The following is a 16,368-nucleotide window of genomic DNA, read 5'->3' on the forward strand; positions in this document are numbered from 1 at the left end:
TGTATAGTTCGAAGACAGGCATTAAACCTCCATCCTGATACGAAGCGTATTGTTTAGGTCGTACATATAAAGGCCGGACTCAATTAGCCTGAACCGACCCTTTCCGCCAGAGCCGTTGATTTGCAACTCACCGTTCTTGTTCAGCCTCCACCCGCTCACGCCGTCAATAAAGTTTGTCGACTGAATGAACTCTCCAATCATCGCACTGGTAATCGTACCCACCCCAATGAAAGCCGAATTCATTATCACCTGGCCGTTTTGAATCACAAACGGGTAGAACACCTCGTCGGAATTCGGATCAACTACCGCAAACCGGCTGGCAGCGATCAACACCTGACTGGTGATCTCGCCCTCGTCGTTCTCAACACCTACGCCGATTCCCGCCATGTATGGCACACCATCGACTGTGAGCTGAGTTTTGATGGTGTACATCGCCGCCAGCTCACTGCGCAGAGCTTCAACCTCAACGATTGCGCCCTCGTCCGCCTCAATCTTTTCCAGCAGCGTCTGGCTAAGCTGCGTTTCGGTGATCTCGCCGTTCAAGTAGTCCAGGATGGGCTTGGCGTCGCTGCTGGCCTGGCCGTTGACCGGGCCATAGAAAGCACCCACGTTGCCGATCTTGTCGACGAGGCGCACCCAGAAGAAAAACGACACGCCATTGGCAAGCCCCATGATGGTGAGGTCTGTCTGTGGATAGGCGTAGTCACCGAACTTGGTTGCCGCCGATAGATCGTTGTTGGTCCCGTACCAGATTTCGGAGCGCTGCAGGTCGGCCGTTCCGAAACCGGACGGGATGGTCCACTTGAGGCCGATACCAAAAACGATTGGCGTTGCCTCAAACGAAGTCACGACCGGCGGCGGCGTCGTCTTGCCGTTAAGTACGGTTTCGGCCGATGTCGCGAAGATCGAGTAGATATTGAGTGAGTTGACCGCTTGGACCTTGGCCACGTAGCGGCCGGCATAAATGCCGCTAACCTCAACGGAATTCGTACCCGTACGCCCGGCATAGATCCAGTCGCCGTCGTTTTTGCGCCAATAGACCTCATAAGCGATCGCACTGGCTGCCGCCGTCCATTGGATTGTCATTACGTTGACTGTGCTGCCCTGATCAACAAAGTTCGCATTGCTCAGAACGATGTCTGTCGGTGGCTGCTGCACGCTCGGCGGAATGATGCTTATCGGTGGAGACTCGATCTTTGTGCCCTTGTCGATCGCGTCAAACTTGCTCGCATTGTGCTTAACAGCGCTGATCGCGAACGTCATGTTTTCGCCCGACATGTCTTCAGCAATGGACATGATGCGGAACTGCTGTGTTACCAGTTGCGCCGAATCAATAGCCCACATCGAATGCATCGGCGGCAGAGCTTCCAGCGGCTCAACCAGAACCACCTGCTGGACATCCGACGGAAAGCCCGTGGTATCCATGGTGATGGTGCCGTTGTCCCAGGTGATGCCGGTGCTGTCCCACGTCAGCGGGTAACCTACTGAGGCAATCTCGCGGGATATGGCTTTGCCGGTCGGCATGATCAGGGTGATGGTGTCGCGTGGGTAGGCAGTCACGTCAGCATCGAGAACCAGCGACTCAAGCGTCGAGGAGCGCAGACGGCCCCCAATACGGCGACCTGCCCGATCATTGTCAGCGACTCGGATGATCTGCCCCGGCCGAGCGATAACCCCGTCCAGACCAACGGAGAACTGAACGCTTTCCGTCTCCAGACGGTTGGTGAGCAATGCCCACTTTCCGATGCGAGTGGCCTGCGCCTGAGATGTACAGCCGGTAGCGGATATCTCAGTCTGCTGAATGCCGTAGCGCTGAATACCGTCCTGGTCGTCAACGTACTGGACTTTCTGCCGGTAGAAGTCGGCCGGGTCGTTCCAGCTGACCAGTGCGACGGTGTAGCGCGTCTTCTTGGCCGAGCCGCTGTAAACGAACTTGCCATCGATCACGTTTGCGTTGGAGTAGGTGTATACCGGGTCCTCAGGCATATCCGAAGACGTGAGCACAGACCCTGCGCCCCAGTACGAGATACCCCGGAACGTGGTCGCAAGATCCTGAAGCACCTTCAGCGCATCCGCGCGAACAGTCAGATACAGGTTGCAGGCAAACCGCGGCTCGGTGCCGCCCTTGCCATCAGGAACCATCTGATCGCAGTACTGTGCGATTCGGTACAGCTCCCATTTATCGACCTGGGATGCGTTAAGCATGTGCCCCAGGCCGTAGCGGTAATGCAGCAGTAGGTCGTAATAAATCCAGGCCGGGTTATCGGTCCATGCTGGCTTGAAGCTGCCATCCCATACGCCAAGGTAAGCGCGGGTGCCTGGATCGTAATTAGAAGGGACGCTAATGATCCGGCCATAGCAATCGAATGAGCGTGTTGGGATCGATGAAAACTGGGAAGCATCAAACTGGATGCCGACGATTGCCGATCCTGGATATCTAAGCTTGGCATCAATGATATCGACATAACCGTCAACGCTTGTCTCATCGCCGATCGAACCTGTCGTGGCATCTGGGGTTGTGCGCAACACGCGAACTGTCCACCCCGATATGGCAGGAGGCAGCTCAATCCGGTGAGATCTTTCGTATTTAGATGTGGTCTTCCCTTTGAATGCAGAGGAAACCTGCTGAACGTATGGCCCTCCATCAGTGGAAAGCTGAATAACGTATCTGACCGTATAACCGTTCGTATCGCCGCTTGTGGTATCAGTTTCGAAAAGGCGACTTACAGCCAGTCGAATGCGAATCGCAGACAGTTCGCGATTACTGATCGCATGCGTCCATGGCTGCTGCTGGGTCAAGGCAACGCCTACCGATGTTTCGCTCTCTACTGAGGGAAACCCCTCGATATAGGTTTGATCCTGGCTTCCAGTGCGCCCGTCGACCTTAACCCCGCTGAAGTTCGGTACCCCGTTAGCATTTGTAATTGGGGTTTCGCTGAGAAAGATCGACTGCTGCCCGTTAGCCAGGCCTCGGATTTCCCCCTCGCTAATAAGGTCGAGTATCTTCGCGCGCGCAATGCTTTGAAGGCTGTCCGGCGCTTCCACTGGCGGGCGAGCTTCAGACTCGCCGCTCTTAAAACCGATGATGGCTTGGGCGGTCATGACTTTCCTTCAGGCGAAAAAAAACCCGCACGTGGCGGGCTATGAATTTGGGGGTGAGGTTACATTTGGTTTTCGGTGTATATGCCAGCGCTGATCACCGCGCTGCCGACGATCATGCGGCCGTAAAGCAGAGGTACCGGGTTGCCCTGGGCGGTGGTATTTACTGGGCCATTGAAGCTGTAGCTGGCTTTATTGTTGGGCGAATCTTGAGAGCCAAGGCCTTTTGCTTGGGGGCTGAGCATTTGGAGAGCGCCACCCAGAGCAAGCGAGGCCCCGAGGGATTGCCCCCACCCTTGCATGCCAGGAATAAAAAACGACGCGACGAATATCACTACGCCGATGATGGTTTGGAGCAGACCCGCTCTCTTTGAGCCAGCAAGAACTGGGACTATACGGATAACATCGCGACCTGAAGGTTTGGCCAGGCCATCTTTAGAGATGTTTTCCTTTCCGTTGAATATGGCGAGCCGCTGACCTTTAGCAGCCGAGTCCATGATGTGCTGCTCCCATCCTGGGAACTGCCGAAAGTAACCGAATACATCACGGTAGTGCCCGCTGGTTGTCATTCTGTGCCTACGACCAAACTTCCTCGCCAATGACCCTGACAACAGGACGGTCTGCATTTTCTCTGCTACTTGGGCCATCACTTTTCTCCGGGCATAAAAAAACCGCCCGTAGGTGGCTTCATAACAGTGCTAATTAGTATTCGACGTAAGGACCAAGATGGATCCCAGACATATCCGAGCTAATCCGATAAATGTTCTCTTTCCCAGCTTCCGACTTAGCTGCGACCGTACGCATCGCCTGCCCAGAACAAAGCCCACTCCCTTCCAATCCGGCGCTCACATTCAATGATCCAGTCGGTACGAAGAACGATGCCTTTTGGCCTGAGCCAAGTTTCGCCGCTTTCTTTCCGTCCAGGTAAACCACGAAATCACAAGCAGAGGAATTGAAGCCGCCGTCTCGGACTACCGTCAATTTCCCAAACTCAACAGATGGCTTTGTTTGAAATGCGAACACCTTATCTGCAGAGGCCTGCTCGGCCTGCTGAACGGTGATTGCATTTGATGAGCACCCTACAAGCAATGCCAAGACTGCAGCGCCGATCAATAACTTCATGTCGCTCCCTCAATTGATTTGGGCCGACTCTATCACCGCTCCCCGACGTATCGCCAATAGCTGACAGTCACCTCCTGCCAGTACCCGCCGAAGTTGTCGCGTTTGCTGTCCCGGCCATACAGGTGGTGCAGGATCGTTCCCGGCGCCGGGTAGTGCTCAGGCTCCGTCTTCAGCACTCCGTCAGCTAGGTAGATAGCCGCATGGTTTGGAACCTTCGACCGGACCTGCATCAACACGATATCGCCATGCTCTGGCGCGCCTACCTTCTCAAATCCCGCCTCGGGCAAGTGCTCCAGATACAGATTGCCGCCCCGCTCCCACCAGCCGTCCTCGCGGTCATAGTTGCCGAGCTCAATACCCATCTCACGTCGATAGAAGTCCAGGATGATGCTGAGGCAGTCGTGCACGCCATGGGCGAACTTGCGGCCGATAAGCGGAGTCAGGTAACCGGTTGGTTCAAGGCTGGCCATCTCGCCAATGCGCACCTGGTCATCGTCGCCCTTACGGACTTCAATGATGTGCCAGGGCAAGCCAGATGCTTCGCACGACGCCCGGTCCGCTTCGCTGGGTTTCGGCGGATAGTCCGGGTGACTGTGGATCACGGCAAGAATGGTCCCGCGATCCTCAGCCGCGGCGTAGTCCTCAGGAGAGAGCCGGAAATGCTCGCTCGGGCTGCTCGCGGTATTCCGGCACGGCACGTAAAGCTGCTTACGATTCTCGCGGATGACCAGGCCGCAGCACTCGCGCGGGTACTCGGCCAGCGCGTGCCGCTCAATTGCGGCGATGGTTGCCTTGTTCATTTGGTTACCTGATCAAGCCGGCCGCCGGGAAGCTGCCATATGGGAGGGGGTTGTTAGCGCCGAAACGCAGCTTGCAACTGGTCAGCCTGCCGCCGCACTTATCGAACGCAGCATCGGTCACGATGATGTCGTCTGCATCCGCAACTGGCGGACCGTTGTACCCGCAGTACGGGCCACGGTATCCGCCACAGCTGAGCCACCAGCAGACGTTCGCCACGATCTGGCGGCGTGGTAGCTGCACGCCCATGAAGTCCAACGCACTGGCCAGCTCAAACTGAACCGTTTCCTTGTCCTCGCCGGACTTGCGTTCGACATACCAAATGTCCACCGGGATCTCTTCGTCCGGGTCCGCTTCGGGCTGGCCGTCGAGGTACTTGCCCAGCGTTCTGTGCCGGATCAGCTTCGCACCCACCAAGTCATCGAAGTACAGGACCAGCGCGGTGATGAACCCGCCGACGTTTCCAACGGAAAGCGTCGGGGAAGGCTGCGTACCCTGCCCGGTCATTTCGAAGCCTTCAGCCTTGATCGGCCATGGCGAGTACTCGTGACCCTGCCAGAAGATCGAGGCTTCTTGCGGGTAGCCGTGGAAGCGGTAGAGCTCGGCGCCCAGCGCGGTGGCATCAAGCTCAAAAAGCTCCACCCACGCGCCCGGCTCCAGGGTCTGGATATCGGCCGTAATCGGCATGGCGCTTCCTCAGTAGGGTTGTATCGGACGCTTGCTCATTTCAGGGAAGTCAGCATGGCCTTCTTTCCATGCTCGAACCTTCCCTCGGTAGCCAAGCCACTGGGTTCTGGTTCCGGGTAACAGATCGTCAGGCGGAACATCTGCCTCGGCTTCCTCCAGCGCTTCGAGCTGGCGATTGATGGTAATTATTTGCTGCTCGCGCCAATCGTCTTCAACGATTACGGCCTTGGCTCGCAAAGTCGATGCCGTAATGGCCCACGTTCCGTCAGCCTGGGCTGTGTAATCGTTAGATTCGTATTGATCATCACCAAGCGGACGTTGGTAATGCATGATCACCCACCCTTCGGGAAGGTCGCCGCCTACCTGCTGGTGGCTTTGCCCGACCACAGCGTAGACAGGCTCTACAACGTTTCGCAATTCGACCTGTAATTCGTTGTTTTCTTGCATGATTAGACCTTGGCCACCAGGACTCGACACGGGAGTGTTGTTTGGATTGCTGGATAAGTTTCGATAGTCGAGAACTGGCCCACACGTGCGGCAGAGTGCACGCCAGCCGATCCGGTTTGCGTAACAATCTGAGAGTTATCACCCCGAGGCGCGGCGATAACTCCATAAGTCGCAGTTGTGCTACCGAAAGCCGTCGGAAATACGGTTTCCCATGCGCCACCTAAGAAAACTTGAGGCAAACAAATTACCGGGGCGAGACCATAGGGGTTGGCGCTCACATAGCGAGAGTTATTCACTACGTTAGCGGGTGCAGCCTGCGTGCCGCCGTTCGGGTAAACGTAAGTGTGAGCGCCTGCTTCGAGAGCCTGGATACGTGCTTGCTGATTCGCATAACTCGTCGCCAAGACGGCAGCGTCAGCTGCTCCGGCGTTGCTAACCGCGCCGAAAAGCACAACGCCCCACACGCCTATACCGTGAGTTGAAAAAGTTTCCGTGCCGGTGCGAGGCGTCCCGTTAACGTCATCGGTCATACGCCGACCCGAGTTAAATACTGGATAGCCGTTTGCGTTACCCGTGCCAGTGGAACTGCCCCACGCAATCGTGTTACCTACAGGGTCTGGGCCTTGTCGCGTATTCCCGCTGTTGCTTGTAGCGATACCTCCGCCAATGGGGCGCGTATCGTTTACAAAGTAGCCCGCCATTTCTACGCGATAACCTTGCGTCTGATCCTGACGAACCTTACCCGGAGCAAAGCCAAGTGTGCCGTCTGGACGGAACATCAGAGGGCCGATTGAGCCTGCCTGCTTACCGTTCCAGTCTGGAACGCGTAACTGTTTAGTTACCGGATCATAGGCCCAGCAAGCCCGCATCGTTGGATCAGATAGCCACAGCACCGGAGTAGTAACGGGCACCGATGGCGTAGAGCTTTGTATGTTGGCAACCGCATCCGGATATAGAACGTCGGCCCCTTCGATTAATTGGCCATCCGCATACGGCACGCCTGCAATCACCATGGATCGGCTAGACAAAGTTCTCATCTCGCCGAATATCGCGCCGCTGCCTCCGCTGCTGGATACCTCGGTAAAAACACCATTCTTGAAACCGTAAGTCTTGCCATCGGTGAGGGATGGAAAGGCAGGCATAAACCCTGCAGTAGTTGCGGAAGATACCGGATGCTGCCCGGTGCCACCTTTACCCACGTGAGCACTGATCTGAGCCTGGAGCTTTCCCAGCCCACTCAGCACAGTATCAGTTGCAGCTATGACCGCCGCGCTATCCAAAACGAGCCCGGCCAGAGCGGTGCCGAGCGTCCGGGCTCCAGTCCAGTACTTGTTTGTCGCGCCTTCGGTTAGGCCGTCGGTCGTCGTAGCCGAAGCTGCCAGCTTGGCCTTTTCGGCATCGGTGAAAGGGTTAGTGTCCGGGTTCGACTCGTAAAGCGATTTGACCTGTGCGGCGGTGATTGGGTCAGCAGAGCCGCCAGCCAGCCACACGCTATCCGTGGCATCCCAGATAAAGCGCACCGCATCGGCGCCGGCGGTATCGACGTCGGCATAGTCACCCGGTACTGCATCGGTAACACCCGCAACCAATGCGGCAAGGTCGGTGAAGGTTCCGCGAAAGTGTGGCGACTCCAGACCGGCAAGCTTGGTCTTCTCTTGCTGGGTGAACGATGCCTCAGAGAGCCCGAGACCTGACACCTTGTCGACCTTGTCGGCCAATCCCGCTGTCGCGGCGTCAGCCGACCCCTGAGCTGTCGAGGTGCGCTGATCCAGCTCGGCGAAGTTGGCATTGATCTTTGCCCCACCTTCGCGCAGCGATTCTCCGCTCCCATCGTTCGCAGTCTGGCCGATATTGATTGGTTGAATGCTCATGGATGGAAGGCCTGTTCAAAGGTTGCGCTGACCGTCCATACGGACGCGCTGACATTGCGGAGCTGGTAGGTTTTGCAGCGAAACAACAATTCCTCACACATCGGCTCGGTCCATTTGAATGCTGCAGCGCCGGCCTGTTTATCGAGGAAGGCTTCAATTTCCTTCGCCCGGGCCTTGTCACCCGTGAAGGTGAGCGGCCAAGACTGGGTTTTGTTGTTGATGCCATCCTTGGCGACCTGCTCGTAACCATCCCCGAACCTGGCAGATTTGTTCCGAAACGAGGTCGTTCCTGTCGGCTCTTTATCAGGCCGCCACGTGAAGGTATCTGCCATGTTCGGTCCTAGCCTTGATTGTTCAGGATTTTCCAGATACGCCCGCCCGGCTGGGTTGAGCGCGATATGGCTTGCTCAGCCTCGGTCTTTGCAACGGACTGAATCGCCTTGCCCATGGCAGCGGAATCGGACTGAGTGGTTTGCGCCTGATCTTCAGGAACCTGCACGGATACAGCGACCGGGAAGTTGTAGGTATTGCTCGACGAACCACCAGACCCGCCGCCCAAAGCACGTACGCCGAGTTGGCCGCCCGCAGTTCGGGTCAGCGGCATGATTGCCTCAGGCCCTGCCTCACCCATGACGCCAGTCTTGCCGCCCGCCATGCCAAAGGCGGTCGGGTTGCTGACGATGCTGTTGGAGAATGCCGCGCCATTGGCGAACATCTGCACGCCACTATTCCAGGCACCGCCTTTTGCCTGAGGAAATGAGACATTTCCGTTGCTAGCGTCGAATTGGCTGCCGAAATCACTTGCACCCTGCTCTGCACCGCCAGCGGTCGCCTCACCAGTAGCGCCGCCACCGCCGCCGGTAAAGTAATTGGTTGCAGCGCCTACCAAAGCCGTCAACAGCGCAGAGCTTGCCTGCCTTGCCGCGATACGCGCCATATCCGCCAGAATCGACTTCGTAAAGTCAGCGAAGGAGGCTTTGCCGGTCAGGGCGAAGTTGACGATCGCGTCTTCCATGCCTGTGAAAGCATTTGTGAACAGGCTTTTCGTCTGCCCAGCAACATCGCGAGCCGACTCCAGATAGTTGCTGAAAGCCGACGTTGCGCCATTGCTCCAACTGCCCTGCGCCTCCGACATCTTGTCGTAGTTTTTGAGCGTGGTTTCAGTGAGGTCGCTTTCGCTTTGGTTGATGGCCTCCAACTTCTTCTGGTACTCCTCGGCGCTCATGTTGCGCGAGGCGTCGGCCTTGTCCCGCGCCAGATCCAGACGTTGCTGGTTGGCCCTGTCTGCGATTCCGTTTATCGAACCGCTCAGCGATGCCTGGCGGTCACCCTGCCCCACGCCAGCGGCCGCACGCTCGCCTGCAAGCTGTAAAGCCTCGTTTTGACGGTTGAGTGCGTCGGTATAGTTGCTGATCGCGAGCTGCTGCTTTGCCAAGCGCCCAGTCTCGGCATTAGCGAGCACTTCAAGCTCGGTGTCAGCTTCCTGCTGGGCCTTGACCATGCTGGCCCGGGCGTCCGCAATCTTCTGATCGAGCTGGATGCGCTGCGCGGCGGATGTACTGGCCTTGCCCTTTGCTGCTTCCAATGCTGCGATTTCAGACTCATAAGCCGCCGCAACCTCGACGCGCTCCTGCTCAACCAAGGCAACCCGCTGGCTGCTGTAAGACTCGGCCGATACCAGACCGGCCTTTTGGGCCGAGTCCAGTTCCTTCTCGATATTTTGGTAGTAGCTGAGGACCGATTTGAGCTGGTTCTGCGCATCGTTGAATCCGGTCAGGTCTACAGCGGTGCTGCCGCCCTTCTTGGTTTCCTTGAACTTGTCGCGGGTCTGCTTCTCAAGCGCCGCTTCCTGCTCGGCCGTGATCTGGAATCCCGCCTTGCGTGCCTGAGCGATCTCGCGCTGGTTGTCCTGTAGCGCCTTGGTCAGCTTCGTCGACTTGGAGGCTGTTGAATCCAGGTTCTTCTGGAGCGTTTCATAGGCCTTGGTCCCTTCACGGATGTTCAGCGCATCGAACATCTGCTGACGGGCCTTGGCTTGGTCGTCGACCTCCTTCTGCAGCAGCGCCGTTACATCGCTTTGAGCACCTGACTCGCCCCGACCAAGCATGCCGAGGTCCGGGTTATCTCCAAGAATGAGTGGATTGCTTTGAGCGTTTCGAAGCGTGGCCATGCGGTCAGCCAGCTTGTCGAACTTCTCGTCGAATGTATCTTCCCGACCAATGTCGAGAATGGCATCCCATGCACCTTTAGCGCCGCTCTTTACTGCAGCCCAGGCAGATTCAATCGCGCCAAGATTGTTGGTGATGGTTCCAGCGCGCTCCACCAGAGCATCAGCGTAGGCACCCTCCGCGACCTGCTGAGCACCCAAAGTATCGCCCTGCTCCTGCAAAGCGCGGATCTGAGTGAATACGGCAGCGGTGAGGAAGTTGTACTTGTCATTCAACGCAACGACGGCTTTGACCGGATCGTCTGCCAGCTTGGCGAACTCTGCGACCGTTTCCGCTGCCGCCTTTCCAGTAGCTTTCTCGAACGCCAGCGCGGCTACGGCGATTTCTTCAAAGCTGCTGCTGACAATCTTGCCGGTACCGGCCAATTGGGCCAGAACTGCGGCGGCAGCACCTGTGGTGCCCACCGTAGCGCTTACCTGCTTCGCCATCCCAGCAAGTGATGCGGTCGTCGTGCCGGCCGAATTGCCGGTCGTGACCAGCGCATCGCGGAATTTTTCCTGCTCTTCGCTGCCCTGGTAGTAAGCCAGCGCCAACACGCCAATCGCTGCAGCGGCGACAGTGAACGGGTTGACCAAACCGAGGACGTAGCCGCCCAAGGCCTTGGCTGCCGGTACAGCGCCGCCGAACATATCCTTGAGCTGCCCGCCCTGTTGCAGGAATACCGTCAGAGGAGCCTGGCCGCCTTGCAGCGAAACAGCGATGTCAGTGAACTGTGCAGGGACGCCACGCAACGCAGCAGCTGTCTGCTTTGCGGTGTTGCCCGTACGGGTCAGGCTGTCATCAAAGCGCCCAAGGTTCGCCCGGGACTGATCGATCTTCGCCTGGTATTCGCTGAACGTTGCGGCATCCAGTCCAACGCCCTTGTGCTTGGCAAGCTTCGTTTCCAGGTCGTCGAGTCGACCGAGGGCTTTAACAGTAGGGTCAATCTCGCCCAACAGGTCAGACAGCTCATCCCGCTGTTTCTTGAAGGACTCGGAAGCCTTGTCAGCGCCCTTCGCTAAACCCTCGGACGCCTTCTCTGCCCGGCCGCCCGCCGCCGTAAGCTTATCGAGGTCAGAGCTCGCCTGCGCGGCATCGGTCGAATCGACCTTGATACCGAGTTCAGCAATGGTTGTCATGCGCGCTCCGTTACTTCGATTCGCTCATAACGAGCATGGCTTCGGCCTCCATGACACGAATGTCCTGGAATGCTTTGGTGGTGTCGGTTGGCTTCATACCAAGCAGTTGGGCGACAGCCGGGATTGCGGTGTAGTCCAGGCCAATAGGCCCACCCATCCCGACGCGCCATTGCGTGGACATTGCTTCGAACAGGAGGAAGGCAGGCCAGATATCAGGCCAGACCTCGAACTCGAGATCGGGAATGTCAGCCTTGGTCATGCCAAAGGCTGCGAGGTCTGCGTCGGACGGCCCAGGCTCATAAAGCGCCCGGGCCGCCTGCGTCAGTTTCCCAGTCGGGCCGGGTTGTACGCGCCCTGATAGGCCTCCAGCACTGCCTGAGGTGCGCCGACGCAAGTAGTGACCAGAGCAGTAACGGACTCATCGTCGAACTTGTCGTCGAAAGCCCAACCAGTGACGATTTCCTTGATCTGGGAAACCTGCAATTCGATCTCGGAGGCCGTTGCCTGCTGCCACGACATGCCCTCTTCCTTGACCTTGGCAGCATGTGCGTCGCGGGCTTGATTCCACTTGTCGAACAACGCCGACAGCTCCAGGCGGTTCAGATAAGCGAAAGTGAACTCCACCTGAACAGGATCGGCCCCAACGCGCGGAATGCCGACCTTCGCCGTGAATGTCGGAGTCTGAGCAATCTTTATCTTCGCCATTGATTACGCCGCCGCCTGATAACGAGTCGGGCGCGAGGCCAACGACAGAGTGATGGTGCGGGTCATGATGTTGTTGCGAGACAGCGACGGCGTCGAAGTGATCGACACATACGCGTTGTAGTATATCTCGGAGCCATTCGGCAGCTTCAGCCGGACCACGCGGGACTCCTTGTCCTCGTCTGCGCTCTCGCAGATCGGCACATAAGGTAGCAGCGGGTCATCCGCTACTGTGATGGTCATGCTGATCGGCGACTTGGTGGTCGGCAGTTGACGGTCGTCATCGTCCTCAAGGAAGCCGAACGTGGTGAACTGCTGATCACCGCCGCTGGTTGCGACTTCGGTGATCTGCGCAATCTGCGCCCAGGCACTCACAGTGCGGACGGAGCCAACACCGGCACCAGCCGTGTAGACATTGGTCTTGGTGGTGTCGATGCCTTCCAGCGCGAACGAGTCTGCCAACGCAGCGTCAACGCGGGCCACACGGTCATTCAGGCGAGTCCAGCCGGAGGTAACGACAATGATGTCGCCGTCTTCCAGGCTGTGACCTGCCGCCTGAACAACGGCAGGCTGCGCATTACTGATGGCAGTAGCCAGCACGGCAGCGCTGAACACAGATGCAATTTCCATGATCGCGCCGTTGGGGAGCTTGAACGCCATTGGTGTTTCCTCTTTTCAGAAATGAAAAAACCCGCTCAATGGCGGGTTCAGGTTTGCCCAACGGGCGAATTAGTTAGTGTCGGAGCGGTACTGGAATGATGCGGATACGGTCAGCGTCGTGTCGCCAATGATTGGCGGGCCCGGCTCAACCGGTGTGAGCACCAGCACCTCGAATTCGTCACGCTTGAGTCTGAGAAAGGCCGGGAACAGATCGGCCAGCTCATCGACCAGGCCCTCTGCATCGCCGGTACCGTTACCGACCGGCGTCACGACGTTGATCTGGAACACGCCGGTGTAAACCCGGTGATCGCCTGACAGCGTGTTGGTGTTGGTTCCGGCCGGAAGCATGAAAGCGCTCAGGTAGGTCTCATCGGATGCGGGGGTGAAGTTCACGCCCTGGTAAGAGACGCGCAGTTCGCGCTCGGCAGCCCACGCGGCGAGGCGCAACTCGAACAGGGAGCGAATGATTTTGTGGCTCATACCTGGTTGTTCCTGATGGCCTCCAGCACGATTTGCTGAAAGCTTGCCTGGGTTATCCTGACCATGCCCTGCGGCGCTTGATCGGAATGGCCATATTCGAGAGGGATCGCGTATGGCAGGTTGTTGACGATGAAAGCAGTCTCGCCTGCCTTGAACAGGATCGAGTCACCCGCAATTCGTGCGGTTGCGTCAGCACCTGTGGGGTCCAACGTGGAAAGCGTGCCAGCGGCCGGAGCTTCAATGCTGAACTGCCAGTTGCCACGAAAGCGGCCAGTATCGACCGGCGACATTCGGATCAGTGAGTTACCCAGTTCGATAACGATCTCGCGCAGACTTGCGTCGACCGCCTCTTTAGCTTGTTCCGCGAACTCGGCGAGCTGCAATGCGAAGCTGCCTTGCTGACCGGCATACTTGTTCATGATCGGACCTGCAGCTCATAGAGCAGCGGCTTCCCGGCTGGGTTGATCTCTTTCAGCGGCGGGATGATTGACCAGGTGCGGCCCTGCACGATGACCTTGCTGAGCAACGTAGGTGGCACTTCAAGGCCTTTCGCGGCGAGCTTCAGCTTTTTGTCGCCGACCTTGATCAGGGTATTGGTTTGGAACTCATCACCCGTGAAGTCGAGCATGATGCCCTGGGCGATGCGTTCGGTGACCGCGTCCGGTGCCGTGCCGCCCTTGCTCGGGTCATAGGCACCCTTCGTAACGTCGCGGATGGTGACCGGCTGGCCGAAATCGGTGATGAGGTCGAGAGCCATCACGGCCATTTCTTCGTAAAAGGACATGAGGGCTCCAGATGTGAAAAGCCCACCTGAAAGGTGGGCTGCTTGTCGGTATTACCTGCTATCCGAACGGAAATGAGCGTCCCGCCTAGCCTTCCTTTCTGCCATCAGTAAATCAGCTAACTGAACCGCTACTGCGACTGCCTGTTCGGGCGACTCAGCATCAGGCATAGCTACAGCAAGCGCTGCTGCTGCATAGGCGTCCCATGATTTGGCGTCTTCTGAGCTCAGCTTCAATGTCATTTTTTTACTTCCTGTAAGTGAGAGCGCAAAACTAGCATTACGCCCTAATAGCAAACAACCCACGCTTGAGCAGATAGTCAGCAAACTGCGTAGCGCTCGGCCGATCCGGCGCAGCGGGTAGCAGACGACTGCTGGTGCTACTGATCACGGCATACTCACGTGTCACAGCGCCTTCGACACGATCCAGCACGACCGCGCCTTTGCGCTGGTCAATCGGATCAATGTCGTCTTTGTGTATCTCGGCAGCCAGAGCCATCTGACCGTATTGAATTCTTGCCGGGATGTAGCCTGACGGCTTGATATCTTCGTCAATGATCACATCCTCGCGCGGCCACGCCAGAGCCTGGTCGCTGCTCTGGCGCTTTCCCTTCCACTTCATGCCATCCATCGCCAAGGCGGCCCGGCGCAGCAGCGCTTCCTGCGCAGGCTCTTCGGCAGGAATGGTCACGCCGTACCGCGCGGCATAGCTGACCAATTCCTCTGCTGTCGAGTAGCTGTCTGCATCCGGCTTGCCGGTGCCGTCCTCGATGATGAGTGCCATCTGTTACTCCTGGTTTGCTGGCTGAGCCTTGAGCAGGTCGAGCAACTCGGCCTTGTTGGCAGTAGACGTGTACTTGATGTCTTTCGCGTCCAACTGCTCTTTGATTTCCGGGATGGTGAGGCTATCACGCGGCTCAGTCACAGCTTCCCGTTTGAGAGCGTCCAGCTCCACCTGCAACGCTTCAGCCTTCTTGAACTCACTGTCACGATCGTCGATCAAGCCTTGAACGCCCGCATTCACTGCCTCGAACACCTGAAACAGGCGCTCTGCAACAGGGCCAAGCTCGCCTTCGGGCCGCACCAACTCCTGATCAGCGAATGACTCGACGATCAGGCCGACCAACTCAAGCTCGGCGCGGATGACTTCGATGTTGGTGCTGTCGTGGACACCCACAATCAAGACCTTCGGCGATTCCTTGATCGTAACTTCAGGCACGTCGCGAGCAGCATCCTCGCGGTCCTCGGTAGCGCTTGCATCAATGATGCGCAAGCCCCGCTCCTTGGCCAGCGCCTTTACATCTTCCTTGTACTGGTGGAATGGACCGGACAGGTACCAAATGTTCTTGCTCATGATCGAGTCCTCGCTAAGCCAGGGACGAAGCCCGGCCCAGCTATCAGATTACTTGGAGGCATCACCGATCACAGCGACACCGGCGGTGTGCTTGATGCTGGTAGCGGTCTTGTCCCAGTTGGTACCGGTCGCCAGTTCGGCGTCGGTTGGAGACTTGCCGCCAGTGGTGGTGTCCCAGGTGTAGCCCTTTAGACCCAGGCCAAAGGTGTAATCGGTTTGGAGGGTGGTTTCGATACGCTCCTTGCCGTTGGTGGTCTGGACGTTGCTGATGATGTCGCGGCCATCGTGGACCAGCGCTGCGCCTTGGACCAGCGACAGGATGATTTCCTTGTTTGGAGTACCAGCCTGCATCAGTGCAGGGGCGTCCGTCACAACGGATATCTTGCCGAGGATGTCCACCACACGAACGTTGCCCGCTTGGAACAGTTGGTTTTGGTTGGCCAGGTTCTGACCGACCAGCTTGTGATAGCTGGTGCCTTGCATGACTTGAGTGATCAGGTTCTGGCTGGCATCGCCGAACTTCGCGTGAGCATTGTTCAGGGCTGCGTAGGTGATACCCGCAGTAGCCGAGATATCGTTAACCGCAGCGGCCTGAGCGGTAATCGCGGCAACCAAGGCAGCAATTGCAGTGTTCAGTTGATCCTTCAGCAGGATTTCTGCGAATGCGCGGCTCGCGACTTCGATGCCTTGGGTGGTTGGGCGCTCCAGCCAAGTCATCTGTGATGGCTCGTAGCGGATCGGACCGAAACCGCCGGCGACTTTCACCGAAGTGTTCTTCAGCTCGGTCAGGTCGGTTGCAGCGACAGTAGCGTTAGCGCTGTAGCGATCAACGCGGCGCTGAGCGGCAGCCAGGGTTTGGAAGAACGACTCTTGCAAGAAGTCGCCAGTGAAGCCGTCCGGGGAAAGCACGATCGCGCCACGGCTGGCAGCGTTGAACGCTACGAGATACTGATCCAGCGTCTCAAGAGTCGCGGGCATGATGTATTCGTTGAAAACCTGCATTTGCGACAGGGACATGAGT

The 16,368-nt window shown here is 57.6% G+C and carries 18 protein-coding genes; all 18 read right to left on the reverse strand.

Annotated elements, in window-relative coordinates; genetic code table 11:
* Window positions 1–21: 21 nt before the first annotated feature.
* A complete protein-coding gene (locus EE949_RS06335; protein ID WP_122663491.1) occupies window positions 22–3,102 on the reverse strand; it encodes a phage tail protein in 3,081 nt (1,026 codons plus the stop codon).
* Between the two features lie 59 nt (window positions 3,103–3,161).
* Entirely contained in the window at window positions 3,162–3,746 is a 585-nt protein-coding gene (locus tag EE949_RS06340; protein ID WP_122663492.1) for a tail assembly protein, read from the reverse strand.
* Between the two features lie 55 nt (window positions 3,747–3,801).
* Window positions 3,802–4,221, reverse strand: a complete 420-nt coding sequence (locus EE949_RS06345; RefSeq protein ID WP_122663493.1) for a hypothetical protein — start codon at window positions 4,219–4,221, stop codon at window positions 3,802–3,804.
* Window positions 4,222–4,253: 32 nt separating this feature from the next.
* A complete protein-coding gene (locus EE949_RS06350; RefSeq protein WP_122663494.1) occupies window positions 4,254–5,021 on the reverse strand; it encodes a C40 family peptidase in 768 nt (255 codons plus the stop codon).
* A gap of 4 nt (window positions 5,022–5,025) precedes the next feature.
* Window positions 5,026–5,706 (reverse strand): phage minor tail protein L, encoded by a 681-nt coding sequence (locus EE949_RS06355; protein WP_122663495.1) that lies wholly within the window; start codon window positions 5,704–5,706, stop codon window positions 5,026–5,028.
* Between the two features lie 9 nt (window positions 5,707–5,715).
* Window positions 5,716–6,153, reverse strand: a complete 438-nt coding sequence (locus EE949_RS06360; protein ID WP_122663496.1) for a hypothetical protein — start codon at window positions 6,151–6,153, stop codon at window positions 5,716–5,718.
* 2 nt (window positions 6,154–6,155) lie between these two features.
* The gene (locus EE949_RS06365; protein ID WP_122663497.1) at window positions 6,156–8,024 is read right to left on the reverse strand and encodes a hypothetical protein; all 1,869 of its coding nucleotides are present in this window, start codon (window positions 8,022–8,024) and stop codon (window positions 6,156–6,158) included.
* A complete protein-coding gene (locus tag EE949_RS06370) occupies window positions 8,021–8,356 on the reverse strand; it encodes a phage tail protein (protein WP_122663498.1) in 336 nt (111 codons plus the stop codon). The genes EE949_RS06365 and EE949_RS06370 overlap by 4 nt, the downstream gene beginning before the upstream one ends.
* Before the next feature lie 8 nt (window positions 8,357–8,364).
* Window positions 8,365–11,370: a phage tail tape measure protein gene (locus tag EE949_RS06375; protein ID WP_122663499.1), complete on the reverse strand. Its 3,006-nt coding sequence runs from the start codon at window positions 11,368–11,370 to the stop codon at window positions 8,365–8,367.
* Window positions 11,371–11,380: 10 nt separating this feature from the next.
* Window positions 11,381–11,629: a DUF1799 domain-containing protein gene (locus EE949_RS06380; protein WP_122663500.1), complete on the reverse strand. Its 249-nt coding sequence runs from the start codon at window positions 11,627–11,629 to the stop codon at window positions 11,381–11,383.
* Between the two features lie 62 nt (window positions 11,630–11,691).
* Entirely contained in the window at window positions 11,692–12,075 is a 384-nt protein-coding gene (locus EE949_RS06385) for a phage tail assembly chaperone (protein WP_122663501.1), read from the reverse strand.
* Between the two features lie 3 nt (window positions 12,076–12,078).
* Entirely contained in the window at window positions 12,079–12,732 is a 654-nt protein-coding gene (locus EE949_RS06390) for a phage tail protein (RefSeq protein WP_122663502.1), read from the reverse strand.
* 69 nt (window positions 12,733–12,801) lie between these two features.
* Window positions 12,802–13,212, reverse strand: coding sequence for a phage tail terminator-like protein (locus EE949_RS06395; RefSeq protein ID WP_122663503.1), 411 nt, complete (start codon window positions 13,210–13,212; stop codon window positions 12,802–12,804).
* The gene (locus EE949_RS06400) at window positions 13,209–13,631 is read right to left on the reverse strand and encodes an HK97 gp10 family phage protein (RefSeq protein WP_122663504.1); all 423 of its coding nucleotides are present in this window, start codon (window positions 13,629–13,631) and stop codon (window positions 13,209–13,211) included. The genes EE949_RS06395 and EE949_RS06400 overlap by 4 nt, the downstream gene beginning before the upstream one ends.
* Entirely contained in the window at window positions 13,628–13,996 is a 369-nt protein-coding gene (locus EE949_RS06405; protein ID WP_122663505.1) for a hypothetical protein, read from the reverse strand. The genes EE949_RS06400 and EE949_RS06405 overlap by 4 nt, the downstream gene beginning before the upstream one ends.
* 277 nt (window positions 13,997–14,273) lie before the next feature.
* On the reverse strand, window positions 14,274–14,777 hold the full coding sequence (locus EE949_RS06415; RefSeq protein WP_122663507.1) for a DnaT-like ssDNA-binding protein: 504 nt from the start codon (window positions 14,775–14,777) through the stop codon (window positions 14,274–14,276).
* Window positions 14,778–14,780: 3 nt separating this feature from the next.
* Window positions 14,781–15,347 carry a HeH/LEM domain-containing protein gene (locus EE949_RS06420; protein WP_346010008.1) on the reverse strand — a complete coding sequence of 189 codons (567 nt, stop codon included), beginning with the start codon at window positions 15,345–15,347 and terminating at the stop codon, window positions 14,781–14,783.
* Between the two features lie 48 nt (window positions 15,348–15,395).
* Window positions 15,396–16,364: a major capsid protein gene (locus EE949_RS06425; RefSeq protein ID WP_122663509.1), complete on the reverse strand. Its 969-nt coding sequence runs from the start codon at window positions 16,362–16,364 to the stop codon at window positions 15,396–15,398.
* Window positions 16,365–16,368: the final 4 nt, after the last annotated feature.

Origin of the sequence: Pseudomonas viridiflava (assembly GCF_900602065.1) — a bacterium.
Lineage (GTDB): Bacteria > Pseudomonadota > Gammaproteobacteria > Pseudomonadales > Pseudomonadaceae > Aquipseudomonas.

Bases quoted from the DNA above. Each gene is read 5' to 3' on its own strand.
- EE949_RS06335 (WP_122663491.1), bottom strand. From the start codon at position 3,102: ATGACCGCCCAAGCCATCATCGGTTTTAAGAGCGGCGAGTCTGAAGCT.
- EE949_RS06340 (WP_122663492.1), bottom strand. From the start codon at position 3,746: ATGGCCCAAGTAGCAGAGAAAATGCAGACCGTCCTGTTGTCAGGGTCA.
- EE949_RS06345 (WP_122663493.1), bottom strand. From the start codon at position 4,221: ATGAAGTTATTGATCGGCGCTGCAGTCTTGGCATTGCTTGTAGGGTGC.
- EE949_RS06350 (WP_122663494.1), bottom strand. From the start codon at position 5,021: ATGAACAAGGCAACCATCGCCGCAATTGAGCGGCACGCGCTGGCCGAG.
- EE949_RS06355 (WP_122663495.1), bottom strand. From the start codon at position 5,706: ATGCCGATTACGGCCGATATCCAGACCCTGGAGCCGGGCGCGTGGGTG.
- EE949_RS06360 (WP_122663496.1), bottom strand. From the start codon at position 6,153: ATGCAAGAAAACAACGAATTACAGGTCGAATTGCGAAACGTTGTAGAG.
- EE949_RS06365 (WP_122663497.1), bottom strand. From the start codon at position 8,024: ATGAGCATTCAACCAATCAATATCGGCCAGACTGCGAACGATGGGAGC.
- EE949_RS06370 (WP_122663498.1), bottom strand. From the start codon at position 8,356: ATGGCAGATACCTTCACGTGGCGGCCTGATAAAGAGCCGACAGGAACG.
- EE949_RS06375 (WP_122663499.1), bottom strand. From the start codon at position 11,370: ATGACAACCATTGCTGAACTCGGTATCAAGGTCGATTCGACCGATGCC.
- EE949_RS06380 (WP_122663500.1), bottom strand. From the start codon at position 11,629: ATGACCAAGGCTGACATTCCCGATCTCGAGTTCGAGGTCTGGCCTGAT.
- EE949_RS06385 (WP_122663501.1), bottom strand. From the start codon at position 12,075: ATGGCGAAGATAAAGATTGCTCAGACTCCGACATTCACGGCGAAGGTC.
- EE949_RS06390 (WP_122663502.1), bottom strand. From the start codon at position 12,732: ATGGCGTTCAAGCTCCCCAACGGCGCGATCATGGAAATTGCATCTGTG.
- EE949_RS06395 (WP_122663503.1), bottom strand. From the start codon at position 13,212: ATGAGCCACAAAATCATTCGCTCCCTGTTCGAGTTGCGCCTCGCCGCG.
- EE949_RS06400 (WP_122663504.1), bottom strand. From the start codon at position 13,631: ATGAACAAGTATGCCGGTCAGCAAGGCAGCTTCGCATTGCAGCTCGCC.
- EE949_RS06405 (WP_122663505.1), bottom strand. From the start codon at position 13,996: ATGTCCTTTTACGAAGAAATGGCCGTGATGGCTCTCGACCTCATCACC.
- EE949_RS06415 (WP_122663507.1), bottom strand. From the start codon at position 14,777: ATGGCACTCATCATCGAGGACGGCACCGGCAAGCCGGATGCAGACAGC.
- EE949_RS06420 (WP_346010008.1), bottom strand. From the start codon at position 15,347: ATGAGCAAGAACATTTGGTACCTGTCCGGTCCATTCCACCAGTACAAG.
- EE949_RS06425 (WP_122663509.1), bottom strand. From the start codon at position 16,364: ATGTCCCTGTCGCAAATGCAGGTTTTCAACGAATACATCATGCCCGCG.